Origin of the sequence: Christiangramia oceanisediminis (genome assembly GCF_022570735.2) — a bacterium.
GTDB classification, from domain to species: Bacteria; Bacteroidota; Bacteroidia; order Flavobacteriales; family Flavobacteriaceae; genus Christiangramia; species Christiangramia oceanisediminis.
Genome location: NZ_JANCNS010000003.1, coordinates 1 through 19,141 on the forward strand (window position 1 = coordinate 1; position 19,141 = coordinate 19,141).

Consider the following 19,141-nt stretch of genomic DNA (forward strand, 5'->3'; position numbering starts at 1 on the left):
TTTCTTGGTAACTTTCAATCTGGAAATGTGAACGGCTGCTCGCTCGCAAAGCGGGTGCAAATATACAACCCTTTTTCTTTATCCACCAAAACTTTTTTTGAAAAATTTTTGATTTCTTTTTGCCCTGCTTAAAACCCAACCTTCAAATGAACATCAACCTCTTTTAGAAGCCTCACTCCCCTCAATCGGAAAGCGGATGCAAATGTAAGGTGACTTTTGCTTTCAAACCAAATAAAAAATCAACTTTTTTTTCGGCCTTTATTTTAGCTGAGCCCTTGTCCTTAGCACTCTCCAGTAATTTCAGTGAACATAACTTCGTTTCCAAAGCGGGTGCAAATATACGTCCACTTAAAACTAGTGACCAAATAAAATTTAAACTTTTTTATGGAAATTTTAATACTCGAACGTAAATAGCTGGAAAACAGAATGAACTATTTGCTTCTTTTTTTGGGCCCCTCCGGTTTATTCCATTTATCACTTAGATCAAGGTATTCAAAATCCAGGGCACTCCCCTGCCGCTCCAGGATGTTGTCCCTGAACGAGCGCTGTAGAATATCCTCGATAAGGAAATCTTCCTGGTTAGATTCTGGGTGATATTCTTCTTTTAATGAAATATCGAACATGCTGGCAGTGGTATTATACCAAAAGGCCCTCCAGCCACTTTTTAGATTCTTTACAAGATTGAATGCCGTAGTTCCGGTTTGCCTGTGAATTAGTTTTACAAGAATCTGCCCTTCTGTGCGGGTTAGCTTTTTCAATTCCTCAGCGAATTCCCTTTCGATATAGTTCTCGACTATCTTGGTATATTTCTTCCTGTCTCTTTTAGACTTGATCTGGTCCAGCCTGCTATTGAGTTCCACCAGCCTTTCGGAAGCCAGTTTGGCATACGGATACACTTTCCTGGTTTTTTTCCTTAATATAAGGTAGCGCCTTCTTTCATTAATATCATCAAACTTCAGCTTTCTTAACAGAACCACTTCTTCAAGATCGATTGTCTCCCTGGGCATTGTATCGCCAGCAATAAGCATATAGGTCACCTCTGAGGTGTCGGTTTTTACGCTATCCACTTCGGTTTTGGTCGGGGTTACCTGGGAAATTCCGGGAAGACCAATCATTAGCAATATGATGAATACTATTCTCTTCACTCCTTTTATATCTTACTTCAAACTCACTTTTTGCGAAAACCATTCCAAAATTAATCAATCGCCAATTGTCACCAATCTAAAACTTTTTAAATTCGTGAAAATTATACTGAACAATGAAGAAAAGCGAAATACTGGACAAAAAGTCAATGAAGTTCCTCGAGAACTATTTAAATAACGCTGCGCCTACCGGATACGAAGCCGAAGGCCAGAAATTATGGATGGAATACCTGAAACCCTATGTAGATGAATTTATTACCGATACCTACGGGACCGCCGTTGGAGTTATAAATCCTGAAGCCGAATATAAGGTAGTAATAGAAGGTCATGCAGATGAAATTTCCTGGTATGTGAATTATATTTCAGATGAAGGATTCATTTACGTGGTTCGAAATGGCGGAAGCGACCACCAGATCGCAGCTTCGAAACGAGTGAATATCCACACAAAAAACGGTATCGTTAAAGGAGTATTCGGCTGGCCTGCCATCCACACACGCGATAAGGAAAAGGAACAATCCCCTAAAATGGACAATATCTGCATTGATGTTGGTTGTTCTAATAAGGAAGAGGTTGAAAAATTAGGGGTGCATGTTGGATGTGTGATCACTTACCCGGACGATTTCTTCATTTTGAACAAAGATAAATTCGTTTGCCGTGCTCTTGACAACCGTATTGGAGGTTTCATGATCGCTCAGGTAGCGAGATTGCTAAAAGAAAACGGAGTGAAACTTCCGTTTGGACTATATGTTACCAATTCGGTTCAGGAGGAGATCGGGTTGAGAGGTGCCGAAATGATCACGCATCGCATTCAGCCAAATGTTGCTATAGTGACCGATGTAACCCATGACACCACTACCCCGATGATCGAGAAAAAGACGAATGGGCTGAATAAGATTGGTGCGGGGCCGGTTATTTCGTACGCACCGGCAATCCAGAATAAATTAAGGGAATTGATCATTGATACTGCTGAGGAGAAGAAAATACCATTTCAGCGTCACGCTTCCTCCAGGTTTACAGGGACAGATACCGATGCATTCGCCTACAGCAACGGCGGAGTTCCTTCTGCATTGATCTCGCTTCCCTTACGATATATGCATACCACGGTAGAAATGGTTCATAAAGATGATGTGGAGAACGTGATCATTCTTATCTATGAATCTCTTTTAAAAATAAAGACAGGAGACAGCTTCAGCTATTTCGATTAAGCTCTACGATTGTCAATAATATCATAAACTCCCTGTAATCCAGGGAGTTTTTTATTTTCCTTAATTAAGTTTCACAATTCTTTAATTCCGTTGAAGATACATTCCGCTTATATTTAAGAAAAAAATCATGACGCTGTCGCAGGAAGATGTTGAAACCGTAATGACCAACCCACATGAAGCGGTTAAACTGGCCAATCTCAGATACGTTTCTGAAAGGCATTTATCTATTCACAGGAAAAAAGTTGGAAGAGGTTTTGCCTATTATAAGAAAGATGAGAAAATTTCTGACCCTGATACTCTTGACAGAATAAAGAAACTGGTCATACCTCCTGCCTGGAAAAATGTGAGGATCACCCATCTTCCTAACGGACATTTACAGGTTGTAGGCAGGGATGACAAAGAGCGAAAACAATATATGTATCATCCCGCCTGGTCTCAGATCAGGAACCAAACCAAGTTCTTTAAAATGAGTGCATTCGCTAAAACTCTTCCGAAGATAAGGAAACAGGTGAGCAAAGACCTGGAGCTGGAAGGCATGCCTCAACGCAAGGTACTGGCACTCGTGATTCGATTAATGGAGGAAACCCACATTAGAATTGGCAACCAGTATTATGCTAAGAACAATAAAACCTATGGATTATCCACCTTTAGAACCAAGCATGTGAAAACCTTCAAAAATGGTTTGAAATTTGAATTCATCGGTAAAAAGGGAAAGGAACACTCTATTACTGTTGAAAATAGAAAGCTTGTAGATCTTATTAATCAATGCGAAGAGATACCTGGTTGGGAATTATTCAAATTCTTTGATGAAAAAGGGCAAAAACAAAGCATTGACAGCGGGATGATCAACGAATACATCCATGAGATCAGCGACGATATCTTTTCAGCTAAGGACTTCAGGACCTGGTCTGCCACTAAGATTTTCTTTGAAACCCTCCGGGAAATAGGATATACTGAAGACGAAAAAGAGAATAAAAAGAATATTCTACAGGCTTATGATTCGGCAGCAGAAGGACTGGGTAATACCCGTGCCGTTTGCCGAAGCTATTACGTGCATCCAAAAGTGTTTGAAACCTATGAAACCGGGGAAATAGTTCCGTATTTTAAAAAGATCAGGGAAGACGATGCTGTAGATTATACCAGGCTTTCAGAGCCAGAAAAAGCCATTAACAAACTTATTCAGGATTTTGAAATAAAAGTTCAGGAATAATAATTTCAAGTCAAAAGTTAGGGTCTTTATTTCAAATTCGAATAAATTTGGGATATGACCAATAGCATTGCCATCAGAATTGCCGATTTTCTTGGCAAATATCCTCCTTTTTCATTGCTGGATGATGTCCAGCTAAATTCCATCGCCCAGGAGGTAAGGGTATCTTATTTTGAACAGGGAAAAGCCATCTTCCTGAAAGACGAAAAAGTTCATGACCTGTTCTATATTGTTCATAAAGGAGCTGTAGACCTGCAAAAAGTAAAGGAAAATGGTGAACCTGAAACGATTGATAAATGCGACGAGGGAGACGTCTTTGGTTTAAGGCCCTTATTTGCAAAAGAAAATTACCAGATCAATGCCATCACCGATGAAGAAAGCATTGTTTATGCTATCCCAATAGAGCATTTTAAACCCCTGGCCACCAGCAACGCCAATGTTGGAAATTTTCTAATCGAAAGCTTCGCGTCCAATACTCGGAATCCCTATTCTTCTGAACACCGGGGAAAACTTTTTGACGATCAAGATGAAATAAGTTTTAAACAGGAAGCATTATTCGACCTGCAGCCGGTAGCCGTAGTAAAAAAAATGATCACCGTTTCAAAGGATACGAGTCTGAAAAAGGCCGCTACCTTAATGAGCAAAAAAAGAGTAGGTTCGGTTATCGTGGTGGAAGATAAAAAACCGGTTGGGATCGTAACCGATGTAGACTTCAGGGAATATGTAGGAACCGGCATCTTTGGGATCGAAACTCCCGTAGAAAAGGTGATGACCTCTCCCGTTATATGCTATTCCAAGGGGATTACCCTGGCCCAGGCACAGCTTACCATGATGAAGCATAAGATCAATCACATTTGCATCACCAAGGATGGCACACCTAATACGAAGGTAAAGGGAATTGTTTCTGAACATGACATCATGGTTTCCCAGGGAAATAATCCTTCAGTTTTGATGAAGGCGATCAACCGTGCTTCCAGCACGCCTAAACTCAACCGGATACAAAGCAAGGTACTTTATCTCCTGGAGGGCTATATGAAAAATAACATTCCGGTCACACATGTTTCCAAGATCATCTTTGAACTCAATGATGCCACTATAAAACGCACCATCGTAAGATGTATCGACAAAATGGATGCCCCGCCTCCATGTAATTTTGCCTGGATGTCATTAGGTAGCCAGGGACGTAAAGAACAGTTACTGCATACAGACCAGGACAACGCGATCGTTTTTGAAGATGTTCCTGAAGATAAGCTGGAAGAGACCCGCGCCTATTTTCTGAAACTTGCTAAAAGGGTTACCAAAAGACTGAATATTATTGGCTTTGAGTTTTGTCCTGCTGAAATGATGGCCAGAAATCCTAAATACTGTCTTTCCCTTTCTGAATGGAAACAACAATTCACTACCTGGATCACCAGTTCGGGAATGGATGATATTTTGCTTTGCCAGATCTTCTTTGATTTTGACATTACTTACGGAGACGTAAAACTCACCAATGCCATTTCAGACCATATATTCAAAACCCTTAAAGAAAATAAACTTTTTCTGAACCGCCTGGCAGTTCAGGCCCTAAGAAATCCTTCGCCCCTTGGCTTTTTCAGGCAATTCCTGGTTGAGGAAGGAGGCGAAAAGAAAGACCTGTTCGACATCAAAAAAAGAGGTATCATGCCGCTTACCGATGCCGCCCGCCTGCTAATTCTTGAGCACCGTGTAAAAAACATCAGCAATACAGCGGAAAGATTTGAAAAACTGGCGCAGTTGGAACCAAATAACAAGGAACTATATCTTGCATGCGCCTATTCTTCCAAAGTCCTTCTTAAATTCAGAACCAGGCAGGGTTTGAAATATAAAAGCAACGGCAGGTTTATCAACCTGGAAGATCTAAGCAAAGAGGATAAGGTAAAGTTGAAGCGTTGCTTTAAAACGATCAAAGAAGTCCAGGAGCTTATCAAAATAAGATTCGAAACAGCCTATCACTCATGATCAGGAAATGGTTCAAAAATAAAGAGGACGAAAACCTTCCCGGATTCTGGCAAAACTACGCAAGTTGTTTCGAGGAAAAATTACCCCGAAAAGTTTCTGACATTCGATTCGTCGTATTCGATACTGAAACTACCGGTTTTGATTTCGATGAAGACCGTATCCTTAGCATAGGAGCCTTCCGGGTTGAAAATAACAATATCGAGATTGGCGATAATTTTGAAGTGTTTCTTGAACAAAGCCACTTCAATCCTGAAACTGTCAAGATCCACGGAATTATTAAAAACGAAAGATTCGAAAAAATATCTGAATTAGAGGCGCTGAAAGGATTTCTGAATTATATTCAGAATTCAATTTTGGTAGCCCATCATGCCGGCTTTGATGTCAAAATGGTGAACAAGGCCCTGCAAAGACACGGGCTTCCGAAGCTCAAGAATAAAGTGTTAGATACTGCTGCTCTTTACAGCAAAACCCGTATTAGCAGCAATCTTATAGATCGCGAAAAAACTTACTCATTAGATGAGATTGCCGAAACTTACAACATCGATTTAATTGAACGGCATACCGCTGCAGGGGACGCCTATATTACCGCACTTATTTTTATGAAGTTGCTTAACCGACTTTCTAACGGAAAGGATGTTGCCTTAAAAAATATCTATAGGGTTTAATCTGGTCTTGAAGAACTAATATCTAACTCTTTTATAAGGCCCTGGATTCAAAAAACCTAAGCAATGCCACTACATCTTCTGTAGTTTTAATTTTATTATCGCTAAAATAATCCTTCATTTCCTTAGAAGAGAAAAAGTCTTTTAAGTCTTTCTCTTTTGTTCGCACCTCCTTATACTCACTCCCGTTCACCGACATATAATATTTCATTTCCACCCTTACTTTGGCTGGTTCGGCTTTATCGTATCCCGAAGATCCTTCTTTAGCAGGAGTGATACGAAGGTCTGGCCTTCCAATAAAAGAAGAATTTTCACCTTCAAAGAACCTGGCGAAATATCCGGCCAGCCTACCATCTTCTGAATCTATTTCATCCAGATAATAGGTATAATTATCTATTTCATAGGTAATGGTTTTTAAACGCGGAAATTTAACCTCTTCAGAATTAGGATCGGCCTTGATCATTATGGCATCTTCGAACGCATTATATCGCAAATAGGCGTCTACAGAAGTTCGCTCGCTATCGTGGATAGTACCTTTTTTAAATTCCTCTTCTAAATAGGGAGATCCTGTATAATCGTAATCAGGTTCTTTTTCCTTGGTGAGGAAAAAAGAACTTGGATCATATACTCCAATGGTTACATCCTGTGCCATGATACAGAAAGAAAAAAACAGGAAAAGGGTAAATGTGATTATTTTTTGCATTTCAAGAAATTTAATAGTTCTGGTACAAATTTTATACCGTGCCGGTTAATATACTGCGATTTTATATCTTTTTAAAACCACTAGTTGAAAAACCAATAAACTACAGGCTACCTTCAATAATATCTTCCACCACCTCAGGGTTTAGCAGAGTTGAAGTATCTCCCAGGTCTGAAGTATCTTTAGACGCGATCTTCCTTAGAATACGACGCATGATCTTTCCGCTACGGGTCTTTGGCAGTCCTTCCACGAACTGGATTTTTTCCGGCTTGGCGATCGGCCCTATCTTATCCGCGATCTGCTGATTGATCTCCTTTCTCAGATTATCCTGGTTCCTGGATTCTCCGGCTTCTTTCAGAATAACAAATCCGTATAGCGCATTTCCTTTTACTTCATGGGGATAACCAACTACAGCCGACTCGGCTACCGCCGGATGCTCATTAATAGCATCTTCTATTGGTGCAGTTCCAAGGTTGTGACCGGATACAATGATCACATCATCTACCCTACCCGTGATTCGATAATAACCGGTTTCGTCGCGCAAAGCTCCATCGCCGGTGAAATACATATTTTCAAATGCCGAAAAATAAGTGTCTCTATAACGCTCATGGTTGCCCCAGATGGTCCTGGCCATCGAAGGCCATGGGAATTTGATACATAGCCTTCCGTCTACCTGGTTACCTTTGATCTCCTCCCCTTTTTCATCCATTAAGACCGGCTGAATTCCCGGAAAAGGAAGGGTTGCAAAGGTTGGTTTGGTAGGAGTCGCGAATGGAATTGGCGAGATCATGATACCACCGGTTTCGGTTTGCCACCAGGTATCAACGATCGGGCTTTTATTTTTGCCAATATTGCTGTCATACCAGTGCCAGGCTTCCTCGTTGATGGGTTCTCCAACAGTTCCCAGAACTTTCAATGAGGAAAGATCATACTTATCTACAAATTCCAGGTTCTTTTTTGCCAGAGCCCTGATCGCGGTGGGTGCGGTATAGAATTGGTTAACCTTATGCTTTTCCACGATCTCCCAGAATCTGCCAAAATCGGGATAGGACGGGACTCCTTCAAACATCACGGTCGTTGCACCATTTAGTAATGGCCCATAAACTATGTAAGAATGACCAGTGATCCAGCCAATATCGGCGGTACACCAGTACACATCATCATTCTGATAATTAAAAATATTCTTAAATGTATAAGCCGAATATACCATATATCCCGCGGTAGTATGTAACATACCTTTAGGTTTTCCGGTAGATCCCGAAGTATACAGGATGAACAACGGGTCTTCCGCATCCATTATCTCCGGGGCGCATTGATCTGAAGCATTTTCCAATAAAGGCTCCAGCCATTTATCACGGCCATCCTTCATGTTGATATCGCTTCCAATTCGTTTGGCGACCAGAACGGTTTCAACATCCGGACATTCTTCCAATGCCTTGTCTACAATTCCTTTTAGATCGATAGTTTTAGCACCGCGGTACGAACCATCTGAAGTGATCATCATCTTACAATCGGCATCCAGGGTCCGGGTCGCCAGTGCTGAGGCCGAAAATCCTGCAAATACCACCGAGTGAATGGCGCCTATCCGGGCACAGGCCAGCACAGCGTAAGCCAGTTCAGGGATCATTGGCAAATAGATACAGACTCGATCACCCTTTTCGATACCGTTTTCTTTTAATACATTGGCGAATTTGTTCACCTTTTTATGTAGTTCTGAATAGCTGATATGCAAGGTTTCGTCTCCTGGTTCGTTTGGCTCCCAGATGATGGCCGTTTTATCGCCACTGGTCAACAGATGCCTGTCAATACAATTTTCTGTAATATTCAATTTTGCATCCTCGAACCATTTTACCTCAGGTTTGCTAAAATCCCAACTTAGAACCCTGTTCCATTTTTTCCTCCATACAAAATGCTCCTCGGCCACTTCCTGCCAGAAGTTCTCTGGTTCTCTTACCGATTTTCTGTATACCTGAAAATATTCCTCAAGATTCTTAATATGATAATTACTCATGGTCTAAGTTGGTTTTGGTCAATAATAACAAAACCGGTATTACCGGTTTCGTTTCTAAAATTATTAAATCATCTGGAATGAAAAAAGTTAAATCAAGCCTAATTCATGGAAATTTTTAATTAAGATTTGATGTTAACTCTCATTTTTATAAAAAGACTGATAATTAATGCTTGTGAAGATAGTCTTCTACATTCTTTTTAATTCGTTGCTCGATGTTGCTTACATCAGCCTTCTTAAATTTTTCACCCGTAATATTTTCGTATAGTTCAATATATCTTTCAGAAACCGATTCGATATACTCATCACTCATTTCGGGGACTTTTTGTCCTTCCTGTCCCTGGAATCCGTGAGAGATCAACCATTGGCGAACAAATTCCTTTGAAAGTTGTTTCTGGGCCTCTCCTTTCTCCTGTCTTTCCACATATCCCTTTTTATAAAAATATCTTGAAGAATCTGGTGTATGGATCTCATCGATCAGAACGATCTCTCCTTCGGGCGTTTTTCCGAATTCATATTTCGTATCCACCAGGATCAGGTCCTGTTTGGCCGCGATCTCGGTACCACGTTCAAATAGGTTCCGGGTATATTCTTCTAACTTTTTATAATCGGCTTCAGTAACAATACCTTTTTTGATGATGTCTTCCTTGGAAATATCCTCGTCATGATCACCGTGTTCAGCCTTTGTTGCCGGAGTGATAATAGGCTCCGGAAATTTATCGTTTTCCTTCATTCCTTCCGGAAGAGCTACTCCGCATAATTGTCTTTTTCCGGCCTTATATTCCCTGGCAGCATGACCCGACATATATCCCCGAATCACCATTTCCACCTTGAATGGCTCACATTTCTTTCCGATCGCAACATTCGGATCGGGAGTTGCTTCCAGCCAGTTCGAAACGATATCGCTGGTCTTTCCCATCATTTTGGTAGCGATCTGGTTCAGGATCTGGCCTTTATAAGGAATCCCTTTCGGCATCACCACATCAAAAGCAGAAAGCCTGTCTGAAGCGATCATTACCAGCCGGTCGTTCTCCAGGCTGTAAACATCTCGCACCTTGCCTTTATAAACCGATTTTTGTCCGGGAAAATTGAAATTTGTCTTAATAATAGTATTACTCATAACGAGTTTAATCTGTCTTTAATCGTTGTGTTCTATTGTTTTATATGCAGCGATGATCTTTTTCACCAGTCGGTGTCTAATCACATCCTTATCATCGAGGTACACCATTCCAACTCCTTTTACATCTTTCAGGATCAATAGGGCTTCCTTCAAACCTGAGATCACTCTGCGGGGTAGATCGATCTGTCCCGGGTCACCGGTAATGATGAATTTGGCATTCTTACCCATCCTGGTAAGGAACATCTTCATCTGGGCGTGAGTGGTATTCTGGGCCTCGTCCAGGATCACGAAAGCATTATCCAGGGTTCTTCCGCGCATAAATGCCAGAGGAGCGATCTGTATCACTCCTTTTTCGATAAAGATCTCCAGTTTTTCGTGTGGGATCATATCGCGTAAGGCGTCATATAATGGCTGCATGTAGGGATCTAATTTCTCCTTAAGATCCCCCGGAAGGAAACCAAGGTTCTCTCCTGCTTCTACAGCAGGCCTGGTTAAAATGATCCTTTTTACCTGCTTTTCCTTTAGGGCTTTTACCGCAAGGGCAACTCCAGTATAGGTCTTACCGGTTCCGGCCGGACCAATTGCGAACACCAGGTCGTTCTTTTTGGAAAGCTCCACCATCCTCCGCTGGTTCGCGGTCTGGGCTTTGATCACCTTTCCGCTGATACCGTGGACTATAGGTTCGCCGCTTTCTTTGGAAGTTTCGTATTCTTCTTCACTTTCGCTGGTAAGCACCCTTTCAATGGAATTTTCGTCCAGTTTGTTATACTTACCAAAATGATCCATAAGCATATTGAATCGCTTATCGAATTCTTCCAGCATCTCCTCGTCGCCGAACACCCTTATCTTGCTGCCCCTGGCAACGATCTTGAGTTTTGGGAAATACTTTTTTAAAAGTTCGATGTGTTCGTTTTGCTGCCCGAAAAACTCGCGTGGGCTGATCTCTGAAAGTTCAATAAGAAGTTCGTTCAAAAGCTATAGGTTTTTAGATGAAGCATGGTTGAAATTTTTCCGGTAATTTTTATTTGTCCTTCGCAATTCTAAATCCTAATTTTGGATCGAAATTCCGGGAATTTTTTACCAGTTTACAAATGCGAATAACTTAAATAAAATTTATATTCGCCTTCTATACAAACTTAAGGAAAATTACCAGTCGCAGATAAAAAAATATTAACAATCACCTATGCCCATTATCACTTTAACTACCGACTTCGGGGAGAAGGATTATTTCGCTGGCGCGGTTAAAGGAGCTATTTATAGTGAGCTTAATGATGTTAGAATTGTTGATATCTCACATTCGGTTTCTCCGTTCCACATCAGCGAGGCCGCGTACATTATAAAAAACGCCTATAACAGCTTTCCAAAGGGCACGGTTCATATCATCGGGATCGATTCTGAATTAACCCCGGAGAACAAACACCTGGCTGTTAAACTGGACGGGCATTATTTTATCTGTGCCAATAACGGTATACTTTCATTGCTGGCCTCCGAGATCAAACCCGAAAAGATCGTGGAGATCAATATTCATGATAAAGTAGAGACTAATTTTCCGGTGCTTGATGTGTTTGTTAAGGTTGCCTGCCACCTTTCCCGTGGCGGTACCCTGGAAGTTATAGGAAAAAGCATTCAGGAGATCAAATATCTTAAACAACTGGAACCGGTTGTTAATTCTGATAAAACCCAGATCATAGGCCATGTGCTCTATATAGATAACTACGGAAACGTGGTTACCGATATCACCCGTAAGTTATTCGAAAGCGTTGGAAAAGGCCGGGATTTCAAGATCAGCGCCAGGGGTGTAAGTTTTTCTGAAATTCATGAAAATTACAGCCATGCAATCAATTTTAATGTAGAAAAGGAAAAGCGCAGGGAAGAAGACGGAAAAAAGCTGGCTGTTTTTAATTCGGCTGGTTATATAGAACTGGCGATCTATAAAAGCAACCCGAGTACGGTAGGCAGTGCCTCTACCCTATTCGGACTTGAATACCTTGACACGGTATCGATAAATTTTGAATAAATGTTTGTAAGAATCGTAAAAATGGGCTTTAAGCCAGAAAAGGTCGAAGAATTCCTGGCAAATTTCGACCGCAATAAGAAAAAGATCAGAGGTTTCGAAGGCTGCCTGTTTTTAGAGCTCTACAGGGATAAACACAATACTCACCGGTTTTTCACGTATAGTTACTGGGAAAGTGAACAGGCACTTGAAAATTACCGGAATTCTGATCTATTCAAGGAAGTCTGGGCCAATACCAAGGTCCTGTTCAATGAAAAACCAGAAGCCTGGAGTGTGGATAAGTTAGTTAGTATGGAGTAGTTAGTATTGAGTATTGAGAAGTGGAGAGTGGAGAGTGGAAATTGAAAGTAGAAAGTTGAAAGTTGAAAATTGGAATTATATAATTTTAGAATCAACAGAAAAACGACAACAGACAACCGACAATTGATAATTGATAATTGATAATTGATAATTGAAATTGCAATGTTTGCAATCCTGAATAAAGAAATACAATCCTTTTTTTCATCCCTTACCGGTTACCTGGTTATAGGTCTTTTCCTGCTGATAAGCGGATTATTTCTATTTGTTTTCAGTGGCGGTTATAATATCCTGGACAGCGGATTTGCCGATCTTAAACCTTTTTTCAGCCTGGCACCCTGGATCTTTTTGTTCCTGATCCCAGCCATCAGCATGCGGAGTTTTTCAGAAGAAAAACGCATGGGCACCATGGAGATCCTGCTCACCAAACCCATTAGAATCTGGCAACTTATTCTTGGAAAATACCTGGGGATCTTATTGCTAATCGGCCTGGCGATCCTGCCTAGTCTGCTTTATATCTATACGATAAGCGAATTAGGAAGACCGGAAGGTAATTTTGATGCCGGGGCCACCCTGGGATCCTATTTGGGATTATTGTTTCTTGGAGGTTGTTATGCCGCTATTGGCGTCTTTGCTTCCAGCCTGTCTTCAAACCAGATCGTCGCATTTTTATTAGGTGTTTTCCTTTGTTTTGTATGTTATTTCGGATTTGAAGGCATCAGCCAGACCGGTATTTTTGGAAATTCTACTTATATCGTTGAATCTTTTGGAATCAATTTCCATTATCAAAGCATCAGCCGTGGAGTAATAGATTCAAGGGACCTGATCTATTTCCTTTCAGTTATCCTGCTGTTTTTAAAGTTGACAGAGATCAGGCTTAGCGCCACCAAAAGTTCACGATCATGAAACAGTGGCCAAACCTAAAATCAATACTGATCCTGCTGGCCGTAATAGTGGCCGTGAATTTTGTTGCTTCTGAAGTTTACTTTCGGTTCGATCTCACCCAGGATAAACGATACAGCCTCTCCCCTGCCGCGAAAGATATTCTTGACGATGTGGACGAACCCATCGTTTTTGATGTTTTCCTGGAAGGCAGTTTTTCTTCAGAATTTAGAAGACTGCAGAACGAGACCAGGCAAATGCTGGAGGAATTTTCAGCATATAACAGGAATATAAAATTCAATTTCATCGATCCCCTGGAAGAAGGTGGAGACGCCAATGCTATTGCTGAAGAGTTCTATAAACTGGGAATGACGCCTGCCAGACTGAATGTAATGGAAAATGGCCGAAGCAGTGAAAGCATCATATTTCCCTGGGCCATCGCCAATTACGGAAACGAGACCGTTAAGATACCCCTGCTCAAAAACCAGATAGGCGCCAGCGATGAGGAGCGCGTGAACGCTTCGGTACAGCAACTGGAATACGTGCTAGCCAATGGTCTTAGCAAACTCATTTATCCTCGTGAAAAGAAGATCGCGGTGATGCGCGGAAATGGTGAATTGCCCGATGCCCGTATTGCCGATTTCATCAGGACCATACAGGAATATTACTTTATGGCGCCTTTTACCCTGGATTCAGTTGAATTAAAGCCGCAAAAAACCCTGGAGGATCTAAAAGAATATGACCTGGTGATCGATCCAAAACCTTCACAGGCCTTTACCGAACAGGAAAAATATGTGCTGGACCAGTACCTTTTGAATGGCGGGAAAATGCTCTGGCTTGCTGAAATGACCAGTATGGAAACGGATAGCCTTTTCAACGAAAACGGATCTGCAGTAGCCCTGTACCGAGACCTGAACCTGGGCGATTATTTCTTTTCCTACGGACTCAGGATCAACCCGGCGCTGGTCAACGATCTTTATTCGGCCCCCATTATCCTGGCTAGCGGAAGCGGAAATAACACTCGCTTTAATCCATATCCCTGGTTTTACAGTCCGTTGACGAGTTCCCCGAACGATCACCCTATCATCAACAATATCGAAGCGGTAAAATTCGAGTATGCCAATCCAATCGACACCCTCGCCAACGATATCAAAAAGACTGTTTTACTGAGCAGTTCTCCTCAATCTAAGGTCGAAGGAGTTCCTTTACAGATTAGCCTGGAAATGGTTAGTAAAAAGCCTGACCTGGAAACCTATAATGCCGGTGAACAACCACTTGCTGTACTACTGGAAGGTAAATTCACTTCGGTTTACAAGAACAGGGTAAAACCTTTTGAGCTGAAATCTCATATAGATACAGGTAAACCCTCCAAAATGCTGGTAGTTTCAGACGGTGATGTGATCAAGAACGATCTTCAGCAAGGGCAGCCGCTTGAACTAGGCTTTGAGAGATATACCGGGAATACTTACGGAAACAAGGAATTTTTACTAAATGCCGTGAACTACCTGCTCGATGATACCGGACTCATAAATATCCGTTCAAAAGAGATCAATCTCGCTTTTCTAGATAAAGAAAAAGCGGCCAGTGAGAGGCAAAAATGGCAAATAACCAACCTTGCGGGGCCATTAGTTCTTCTGCTCATCTTCGGAATTAGTTTCTATTATTACCGTCGCTGGAAATACGTAAAATGAAGCGAGCAAAAAGCCGAAAACTTCTAAACCTGCTACATATTAACAATTTCAGATTCACATTGAATAACAAATAACTGTTTTTCAGTATTTTACCTCATTTTAAACATTCAATCCTGTTAATAAAAACTGCCCGAAGCGGCCGGGATTTTTGGCATATTCAGATATATTTGTAATTGATTCAAAATAAATCAATAAAAGCCGATGAAATTTATTGTATCCAGCAATTACCTGCTGAAACAGCTACAAATACTTGGAGGGGTAATTAACAGTTCAAACACACTACCCATTTTAGATAATTTCCTGTTTGACCTTAAGAATGACGAGCTAACCGTATCAGCTTCAGACCTTGAGACCACCATGTCTGCCAAACTGAATGTAGAATCAGATTCTGAAGGAAAGATCGCCGTGCCTGCAAAATTGCTTCTGGACACGCTGAAGACCTTTCCAGAGCAACCATTAACCTTTGTAGTTGAAGATAACAATACCATAGAACTTAGTTCAAATCACGGAAAATACGCGCTTGCTTATGCCGACGGGGAAGAATTCCCGAACCCGGTTGAGCTTGAAGATCCAAACAGCACCATCGTTGAAGGTGATGTACTGGCAACCGCTATTTCCAAAACCATTTTCGCTTCAGGAAATGATGATCTACGTCCTGTGATGAGTGGAGTTTTCTTCCAGTTCAAGGCAGACGGCCTTACTTTTGTGGCTACCGATGCGCATAAACTGGTAAAATATTCAAGAGAAGACATCCAGGCACAGCAGCCGGCTGAATTCATCATGCCGAAGAAACCTTTGAATCTTTTGAAAGGGATTCTTGCCGGAAGCGAATCTGAAGTGAAGATCGAATACAATGAGTCGAACGCTAAGTTCACTTTTGACGATACCGAACTGATCTGTAGACTTATAGACGGGAAATACCCGAATTACGAGGCGGTTATTCCGAAGGAAAATCCTAATAAACTGAGCATCGAACGCAACCAGTTCTTGAGCTCAGTAAGACGAGTTAGCATTTTCTCCAACAAGACCACTCACCAGGTGAGATTAAAGATTGCTGGTGCTGAGCTGAATATTTCAGCTGAAGATGTGGATTACAGCAATAAAGCTGAGGAGCGTTTGACCTGTTCCTACCAGGGAGACGATATGCAGATTGGATTCAACTCAAGATTCCTTATCGAAATGCTAGGAAATCTGACTTCAGATGAAGTGATGCTTGAAATGAGCCTTCCCAACAGAGCAGGAATTCTTACGCCGGTTGATGGACTGGATCATGGTGAAAAGATCACCATGCTGGTAATGCCGGTTATGCTAAATAACTAATAAACTGGCAGCTGCAGTAAGCAGTTGGCAGTAAAAATAAAAAAGCCCGTTTCAAGTTTTGAAACGGGCTTTCATTCTTATTACCCATTAAGGTTAATTTTAACTGTATTTGCTGGTTTTAAGAAGGGCTTATTAAAAACTTTCCGTTAATGATAAAGTCTGTTAATCAGTCAATATTCGCTGTCAATTTAGTTATATTCTAAGGTATAGATCAGTTAGTTAAACTAAAATAAGTTTAACCCAAATGAGGCTGGATCTAATTGAACTATGAGACCTTGTATAAGAACTGTCCTATTAAAACTGAATATTAATCATATAAATTGACCATTATGAAAAAGACAAGCATATTAATATTAATCTTAAGTTTCTTCCTCATCGTAGCCTGTTCAGACGATGATGATAACCAGGATTGCATTAATTATGAAGAAATAGCTAATGTAACTAGCGTTGAGGCACCACAAACGGCTACAATAAATCAACCCGTTGATGTAACTGTAAACTTTCGGGTGAACAATGGTTGCGGAGAATTCGCCCAATTTGATGAAAGCCTTATGGAAACCACCAGAACGATAGCGGTCGAGGCGATCTATGATGGCTGTGCCTGTACACAGGTGATAACCGATAGAACTATTACCTATTCATTCACCCCTCTAGTTTCCGGAGAACATGTTCTTCGATTCCGGTCTGGTGAGGAAGAATTTATTGAAGCCAGAATAATGGTGGAAGATCCTTCAGAATAAAAAGAAAATTAAACAGCCTTATTTGCACTAAATTTAAAAAGACCACCCAAAATTTAAATTTTGGGTGGTCTTTTTATTTTCATTTCAGAAAGGTGAAAACCTATTTCAGGAATTCTATTGTTAAAGGATAATACGGCATTTCACCATTACTTACCTTTATGGCATTCATAATTGGCAAAATAAGCGCGATAAGTCCGATAATTATTAAAATCAGGATCCCGATCCCGAAAAGCAGGATTAGTGGAATACTAATTAAGGAATAAATGAACAGGCTTATCTGGAAATTCAGGATCATTTTCCCATGCATATCCATTCCTGCCACCTTATCTTTTTGTGTTAACCAAAGGATTAGCGGCACGATAAATCCTCCAATTCCGGTAATTAGGTCGAGTAGCTGGCTAAGATGAGTCATCACCAGCATTTGATTGTCTTCTCTCATGATTGATTTTTTGATGGTTAGCAAAAGCTTCTATTTAATAGACGCGTAAAAACGGCATATGTTACAAAGATGGCCCAGGCGATAAATTCTTTTTAAATTTGCCGCATGAAATTGAATGATACCATCGTTGCTTTGGCAACACCCTCTGGAGCCGGAGCGATCGCCGTTGTAAGGGTTTCCGGACCTGATGCATTAAAGATCGTTGCTCCTCTTTTCAAGGCTAAAAGTAAAAAGCCACTCGAAGAGCAGCCCACCCATACCATCCACCTCGGAAATGTAATCGATGGGGAAAGGACTATCGATGAGGTACTGGCTTCGGTTTTCCGCTCTCCAAGATCTTATACCGGTGAGGAAACCGTGGAACTGTCCTGTCACGGGAGTCCGTATATCCAGCAGGAGATCATTCAGTTACTAATCAGGAAAGGATGCAGGTCTGCGGAAGCAGGGGAATTTACTTTGCGCGCTTTCCTGAACGCGAAAATGGATCTTAGCCAGGCAGAAGCCGTAGCCGATCTGATCAATTCTGAAAACGCCGCATCCCACCAGATGGCCATGCAGCAGATGCGTGGCGGCTTTTCGAATGAAATTCAGAAGCTACGCGAAGAACTGCTGAATTTCGCTTCACTTATAGAACTGGAACTGGATTTTGCCGAAGAAGATGTGGAATTCGCCAATCGCGATCAATTCAGAGACCTGGTTTCAAGAATACAAACCGTATTAAAAAGACTGATCGATTCCTTCGCTACGGGGAACGTTTTGAAAAACGGAATTCCCGTGGCTATCGTTGGAGAACCAAACGTTGGAAAATCTACTTTACTGAATGCCTTGCTGAATGAAGAGAGAGCCATCGTATCGGATATCGCAGGAACTACCCGTGATACTATCGAAGATGAGATGAGCATTGGCGGGGTTGGCTTTCGATTCATCGATACGGCTGGAATTCGGGAGACCAAAGATGTGGTAGAAAGCATAGGGATCAAGAAGACCTTTGAGAAGATAGGTCAGGCGCAGGTGGTTGTGTATCTGCTGGGTGCAGATCAGTTCCAGGCTCAAGGTTCAAGGTTCAAAATTGAGATCGAAAAGATAAAGAACAGGTTCCCGCAAAAGCCAATCCTGATCATCGCCAATAAGGTTGACCGATTATCTGAAGAAGAACTGGAAAATCTCAAATCTGGTTTGGAAGTCATTTCGAACGACAGTGAGAGATCCCAATATTTATTACTCTCGGCCAAAACCGGAACCGGTGTCGAGGAATTAAAAGATAAACTACTGGATTACGTAAATACGGGAGCCCTGCGAAACAGCGATACCATCGTGACCAATTCGCGGCATTATGCGGCTCTTTTAAAAGCCCTGGAAGAGATCAACAAAGTCGAGGATGGTCTGAATGCCGATCTATCCGGAGACCTGCTGGCGATAGATATCCGCCAGGCTCTGCATCACTTTGGAGAGATCACCGGGGAGATCACAAACGATGATCTGCTGGGGAATATTTTTGCTAATTTCTGTATTGGCAAATAAACAGAAGATTTTATTTGATATTATTTGATGTCATTTGATACTAAAACCTAATAATAATGAGGCTTTCAGGCCTCTTTTTTATTTACTATATTTTCTATTAAATTACTATTAGTACACCTCGTTTTACACCTCTAGTACACCTCAGTGTTAAAATATACACCTCGGGTGTACTTTAGTACACCTCAAATTAAATTTTTGAGTATCTTTATAGAA

Annotated in this window: 17 protein-coding genes; 11 read left to right on the forward strand and 6 right to left on the reverse strand. The window is 41.3% G+C overall.

Features of this window, described 5'->3' with window-relative positions; translation table 11 throughout:
• Nucleotides 1-431 precede the first annotated feature (431 nt).
• Nucleotides 432-1,145 (reverse strand): DUF4294 domain-containing protein, encoded by a 714-nt coding sequence (locus MKO06_RS12750; protein WP_425248414.1) that lies wholly within the window; start codon nt 1,143-1,145, stop codon nt 432-434.
• Between the two features lie 113 nt (nt 1,146-1,258).
• Here MKO06_RS12750 and MKO06_RS12755 point away from each other — a divergent pair, with 113 nt between their 5' ends.
• From MKO06_RS12755 to MKO06_RS12770, 4 genes are all read left to right on the forward strand, one after another.
• The gene (locus MKO06_RS12755; protein WP_241552448.1) at nt 1,259-2,347 is read left to right on the forward strand and encodes a M42 family metallopeptidase; all 1,089 of its coding nucleotides are present in this window, start codon (nt 1,259-1,261) and stop codon (nt 2,345-2,347) included.
• A gap of 127 nt (nt 2,348-2,474) precedes the next feature.
• The gene (locus tag MKO06_RS12760; RefSeq protein ID WP_241552449.1) at nt 2,475-3,557 is read left to right on the forward strand and encodes a DNA topoisomerase IB; all 1,083 of its coding nucleotides are present in this window, start codon (nt 2,475-2,477) and stop codon (nt 3,555-3,557) included.
• Nucleotides 3,558-3,611: 54 nt separating this feature from the next.
• Nucleotides 3,612-5,534 carry a DUF294 nucleotidyltransferase-like domain-containing protein gene (locus tag MKO06_RS12765; RefSeq protein WP_241552450.1) on the forward strand — a complete coding sequence of 641 codons (1,923 nt, stop codon included), beginning with the start codon at nt 3,612-3,614 and terminating at the stop codon, nt 5,532-5,534.
• Nucleotides 5,531-6,199 carry a 3'-5' exonuclease gene (locus tag MKO06_RS12770; protein ID WP_241552451.1) on the forward strand — a complete coding sequence of 223 codons (669 nt, stop codon included), beginning with the start codon at nt 5,531-5,533 and terminating at the stop codon, nt 6,197-6,199. The genes MKO06_RS12765 and MKO06_RS12770 overlap by 4 nt, the downstream gene beginning before the upstream one ends.
• A 31-nt stretch (nt 6,200-6,230) precedes the next feature.
• Here MKO06_RS12770 and MKO06_RS12775 read toward each other — a convergent pair whose 3' ends face one another.
• The 4 genes from MKO06_RS12775 to MKO06_RS12790 form a co-directional block, all read right to left on the reverse strand.
• Nucleotides 6,231-6,899 (reverse strand): hypothetical protein, encoded by a 669-nt coding sequence (locus MKO06_RS12775; RefSeq protein ID WP_241552452.1) that lies wholly within the window; start codon nt 6,897-6,899, stop codon nt 6,231-6,233.
• Nucleotides 6,900-6,999: 100 nt separating this feature from the next.
• Nucleotides 7,000-8,907, reverse strand: coding sequence for an acetate--CoA ligase (acs, locus tag MKO06_RS12780; RefSeq protein ID WP_241552453.1), 1,908 nt, complete (start codon nt 8,905-8,907; stop codon nt 7,000-7,002).
• Between the two features lie 163 nt (nt 8,908-9,070).
• Nucleotides 9,071-10,024 carry a phosphoribosylaminoimidazolesuccinocarboxamide synthase gene (locus tag MKO06_RS12785; RefSeq protein WP_241552454.1) on the reverse strand — a complete coding sequence of 318 codons (954 nt, stop codon included), beginning with the start codon at nt 10,022-10,024 and terminating at the stop codon, nt 9,071-9,073.
• Between the two features lie 18 nt (nt 10,025-10,042).
• A complete protein-coding gene (locus tag MKO06_RS12790; RefSeq protein WP_241552455.1) occupies nt 10,043-10,996 on the reverse strand; it encodes a PhoH family protein in 954 nt (317 codons plus the stop codon).
• A 211-nt stretch (nt 10,997-11,207) separates the two neighbouring features.
• Between MKO06_RS12790 and MKO06_RS12795 the strand changes: the two genes are divergently transcribed.
• From MKO06_RS12795 to MKO06_RS12820, 6 genes are all read left to right on the forward strand, one after another.
• On the forward strand, nt 11,208-12,041 hold the full coding sequence (locus tag MKO06_RS12795) for an SAM hydrolase/SAM-dependent halogenase family protein (protein WP_241552456.1): 834 nt from the start codon (nt 11,208-11,210) through the stop codon (nt 12,039-12,041).
• A complete protein-coding gene (locus MKO06_RS12800; RefSeq protein WP_241552457.1) occupies nt 12,042-12,338 on the forward strand; it encodes a putative quinol monooxygenase in 297 nt (98 codons plus the stop codon).
• A gap of 162 nt (nt 12,339-12,500) precedes the next feature.
• Nucleotides 12,501-13,241, forward strand: a complete 741-nt coding sequence (gene gldF / locus MKO06_RS12805) for a gliding motility-associated ABC transporter permease subunit GldF (protein WP_241552458.1) — start codon at nt 12,501-12,503, stop codon at nt 13,239-13,241.
• Nucleotides 13,238-14,908 carry a gliding motility-associated ABC transporter substrate-binding protein GldG gene (gene gldG / locus MKO06_RS12810; RefSeq protein ID WP_241552459.1) on the forward strand — a complete coding sequence of 557 codons (1,671 nt, stop codon included), beginning with the start codon at nt 13,238-13,240 and terminating at the stop codon, nt 14,906-14,908. The genes gldF and gldG overlap by 4 nt, the downstream gene beginning before the upstream one ends.
• Nucleotides 14,909-15,109: 201 nt before the next feature.
• On the forward strand, nt 15,110-16,228 hold the full coding sequence (gene dnaN / locus MKO06_RS12815) for a DNA polymerase III subunit beta (protein ID WP_156282195.1): 1,119 nt from the start codon (nt 15,110-15,112) through the stop codon (nt 16,226-16,228).
• A 329-nt stretch (nt 16,229-16,557) separates the two neighbouring features.
• The gene (locus MKO06_RS12820) at nt 16,558-16,968 is read left to right on the forward strand and encodes a hypothetical protein (RefSeq protein WP_241552460.1); all 411 of its coding nucleotides are present in this window, start codon (nt 16,558-16,560) and stop codon (nt 16,966-16,968) included.
• Nucleotides 16,969-17,068: 100 nt separating this feature from the next.
• Here the strand turns inward: MKO06_RS12820 and MKO06_RS12825 are convergent, their stop codons facing one another.
• Nucleotides 17,069-17,407, reverse strand: coding sequence for a DUF4870 domain-containing protein (locus MKO06_RS12825; protein ID WP_156282199.1), 339 nt, complete (start codon nt 17,405-17,407; stop codon nt 17,069-17,071).
• A gap of 105 nt (nt 17,408-17,512) precedes the next feature.
• Between MKO06_RS12825 and mnmE the strand changes: the two genes are divergently transcribed.
• On the forward strand, nt 17,513-18,928 hold the full coding sequence (gene mnmE / locus MKO06_RS12830; RefSeq protein ID WP_241552461.1) for a tRNA uridine-5-carboxymethylaminomethyl(34) synthesis GTPase MnmE: 1,416 nt from the start codon (nt 17,513-17,515) through the stop codon (nt 18,926-18,928).
• Nucleotides 18,929-19,141: the final 213 nt, after the last annotated feature.

Bases quoted from the DNA above. Each gene is read 5' to 3' on its own strand.
- acs (WP_241552453.1), bottom strand. From the start codon at position 8,907: ATGAGTAATTATCATATTAAGAATCTTGAGGAATATTTTCAGGTATAC.
- dnaN (WP_156282195.1), top strand. From the start codon at position 15,110: ATGAAATTTATTGTATCCAGCAATTACCTGCTGAAACAGCTACAAATA.
- MKO06_RS12760 (WP_241552449.1), top strand. From the start codon at position 2,475: ATGACGCTGTCGCAGGAAGATGTTGAAACCGTAATGACCAACCCACAT.
- MKO06_RS12820 (WP_241552460.1), top strand. From the start codon at position 16,558: ATGAAAAAGACAAGCATATTAATATTAATCTTAAGTTTCTTCCTCATC.
- MKO06_RS12755 (WP_241552448.1), top strand. From the start codon at position 1,259: ATGAAGAAAAGCGAAATACTGGACAAAAAGTCAATGAAGTTCCTCGAG.
- mnmE (WP_241552461.1), top strand. From the start codon at position 17,513: ATGAAATTGAATGATACCATCGTTGCTTTGGCAACACCCTCTGGAGCC.
- MKO06_RS12825 (WP_156282199.1), bottom strand. From the start codon at position 17,407: ATGAGAGAAGACAATCAAATGCTGGTGATGACTCATCTTAGCCAGCTA.
- MKO06_RS12765 (WP_241552450.1), top strand. From the start codon at position 3,612: ATGACCAATAGCATTGCCATCAGAATTGCCGATTTTCTTGGCAAATAT.
- MKO06_RS12775 (WP_241552452.1), bottom strand. From the start codon at position 6,899: ATGCAAAAAATAATCACATTTACCCTTTTCCTGTTTTTTTCTTTCTGT.
- MKO06_RS12770 (WP_241552451.1), top strand. From the start codon at position 5,531: ATGATCAGGAAATGGTTCAAAAATAAAGAGGACGAAAACCTTCCCGGA.
- MKO06_RS12795 (WP_241552456.1), top strand. From the start codon at position 11,208: ATGCCCATTATCACTTTAACTACCGACTTCGGGGAGAAGGATTATTTC.
- MKO06_RS12785 (WP_241552454.1), bottom strand. From the start codon at position 10,024: ATGAGTAATACTATTATTAAGACAAATTTCAATTTTCCCGGACAAAAA.
- gldF (WP_241552458.1), top strand. From the start codon at position 12,501: ATGTTTGCAATCCTGAATAAAGAAATACAATCCTTTTTTTCATCCCTT.
- MKO06_RS12800 (WP_241552457.1), top strand. From the start codon at position 12,042: ATGTTTGTAAGAATCGTAAAAATGGGCTTTAAGCCAGAAAAGGTCGAA.
- gldG (WP_241552459.1), top strand. From the start codon at position 13,238: ATGAAACAGTGGCCAAACCTAAAATCAATACTGATCCTGCTGGCCGTA.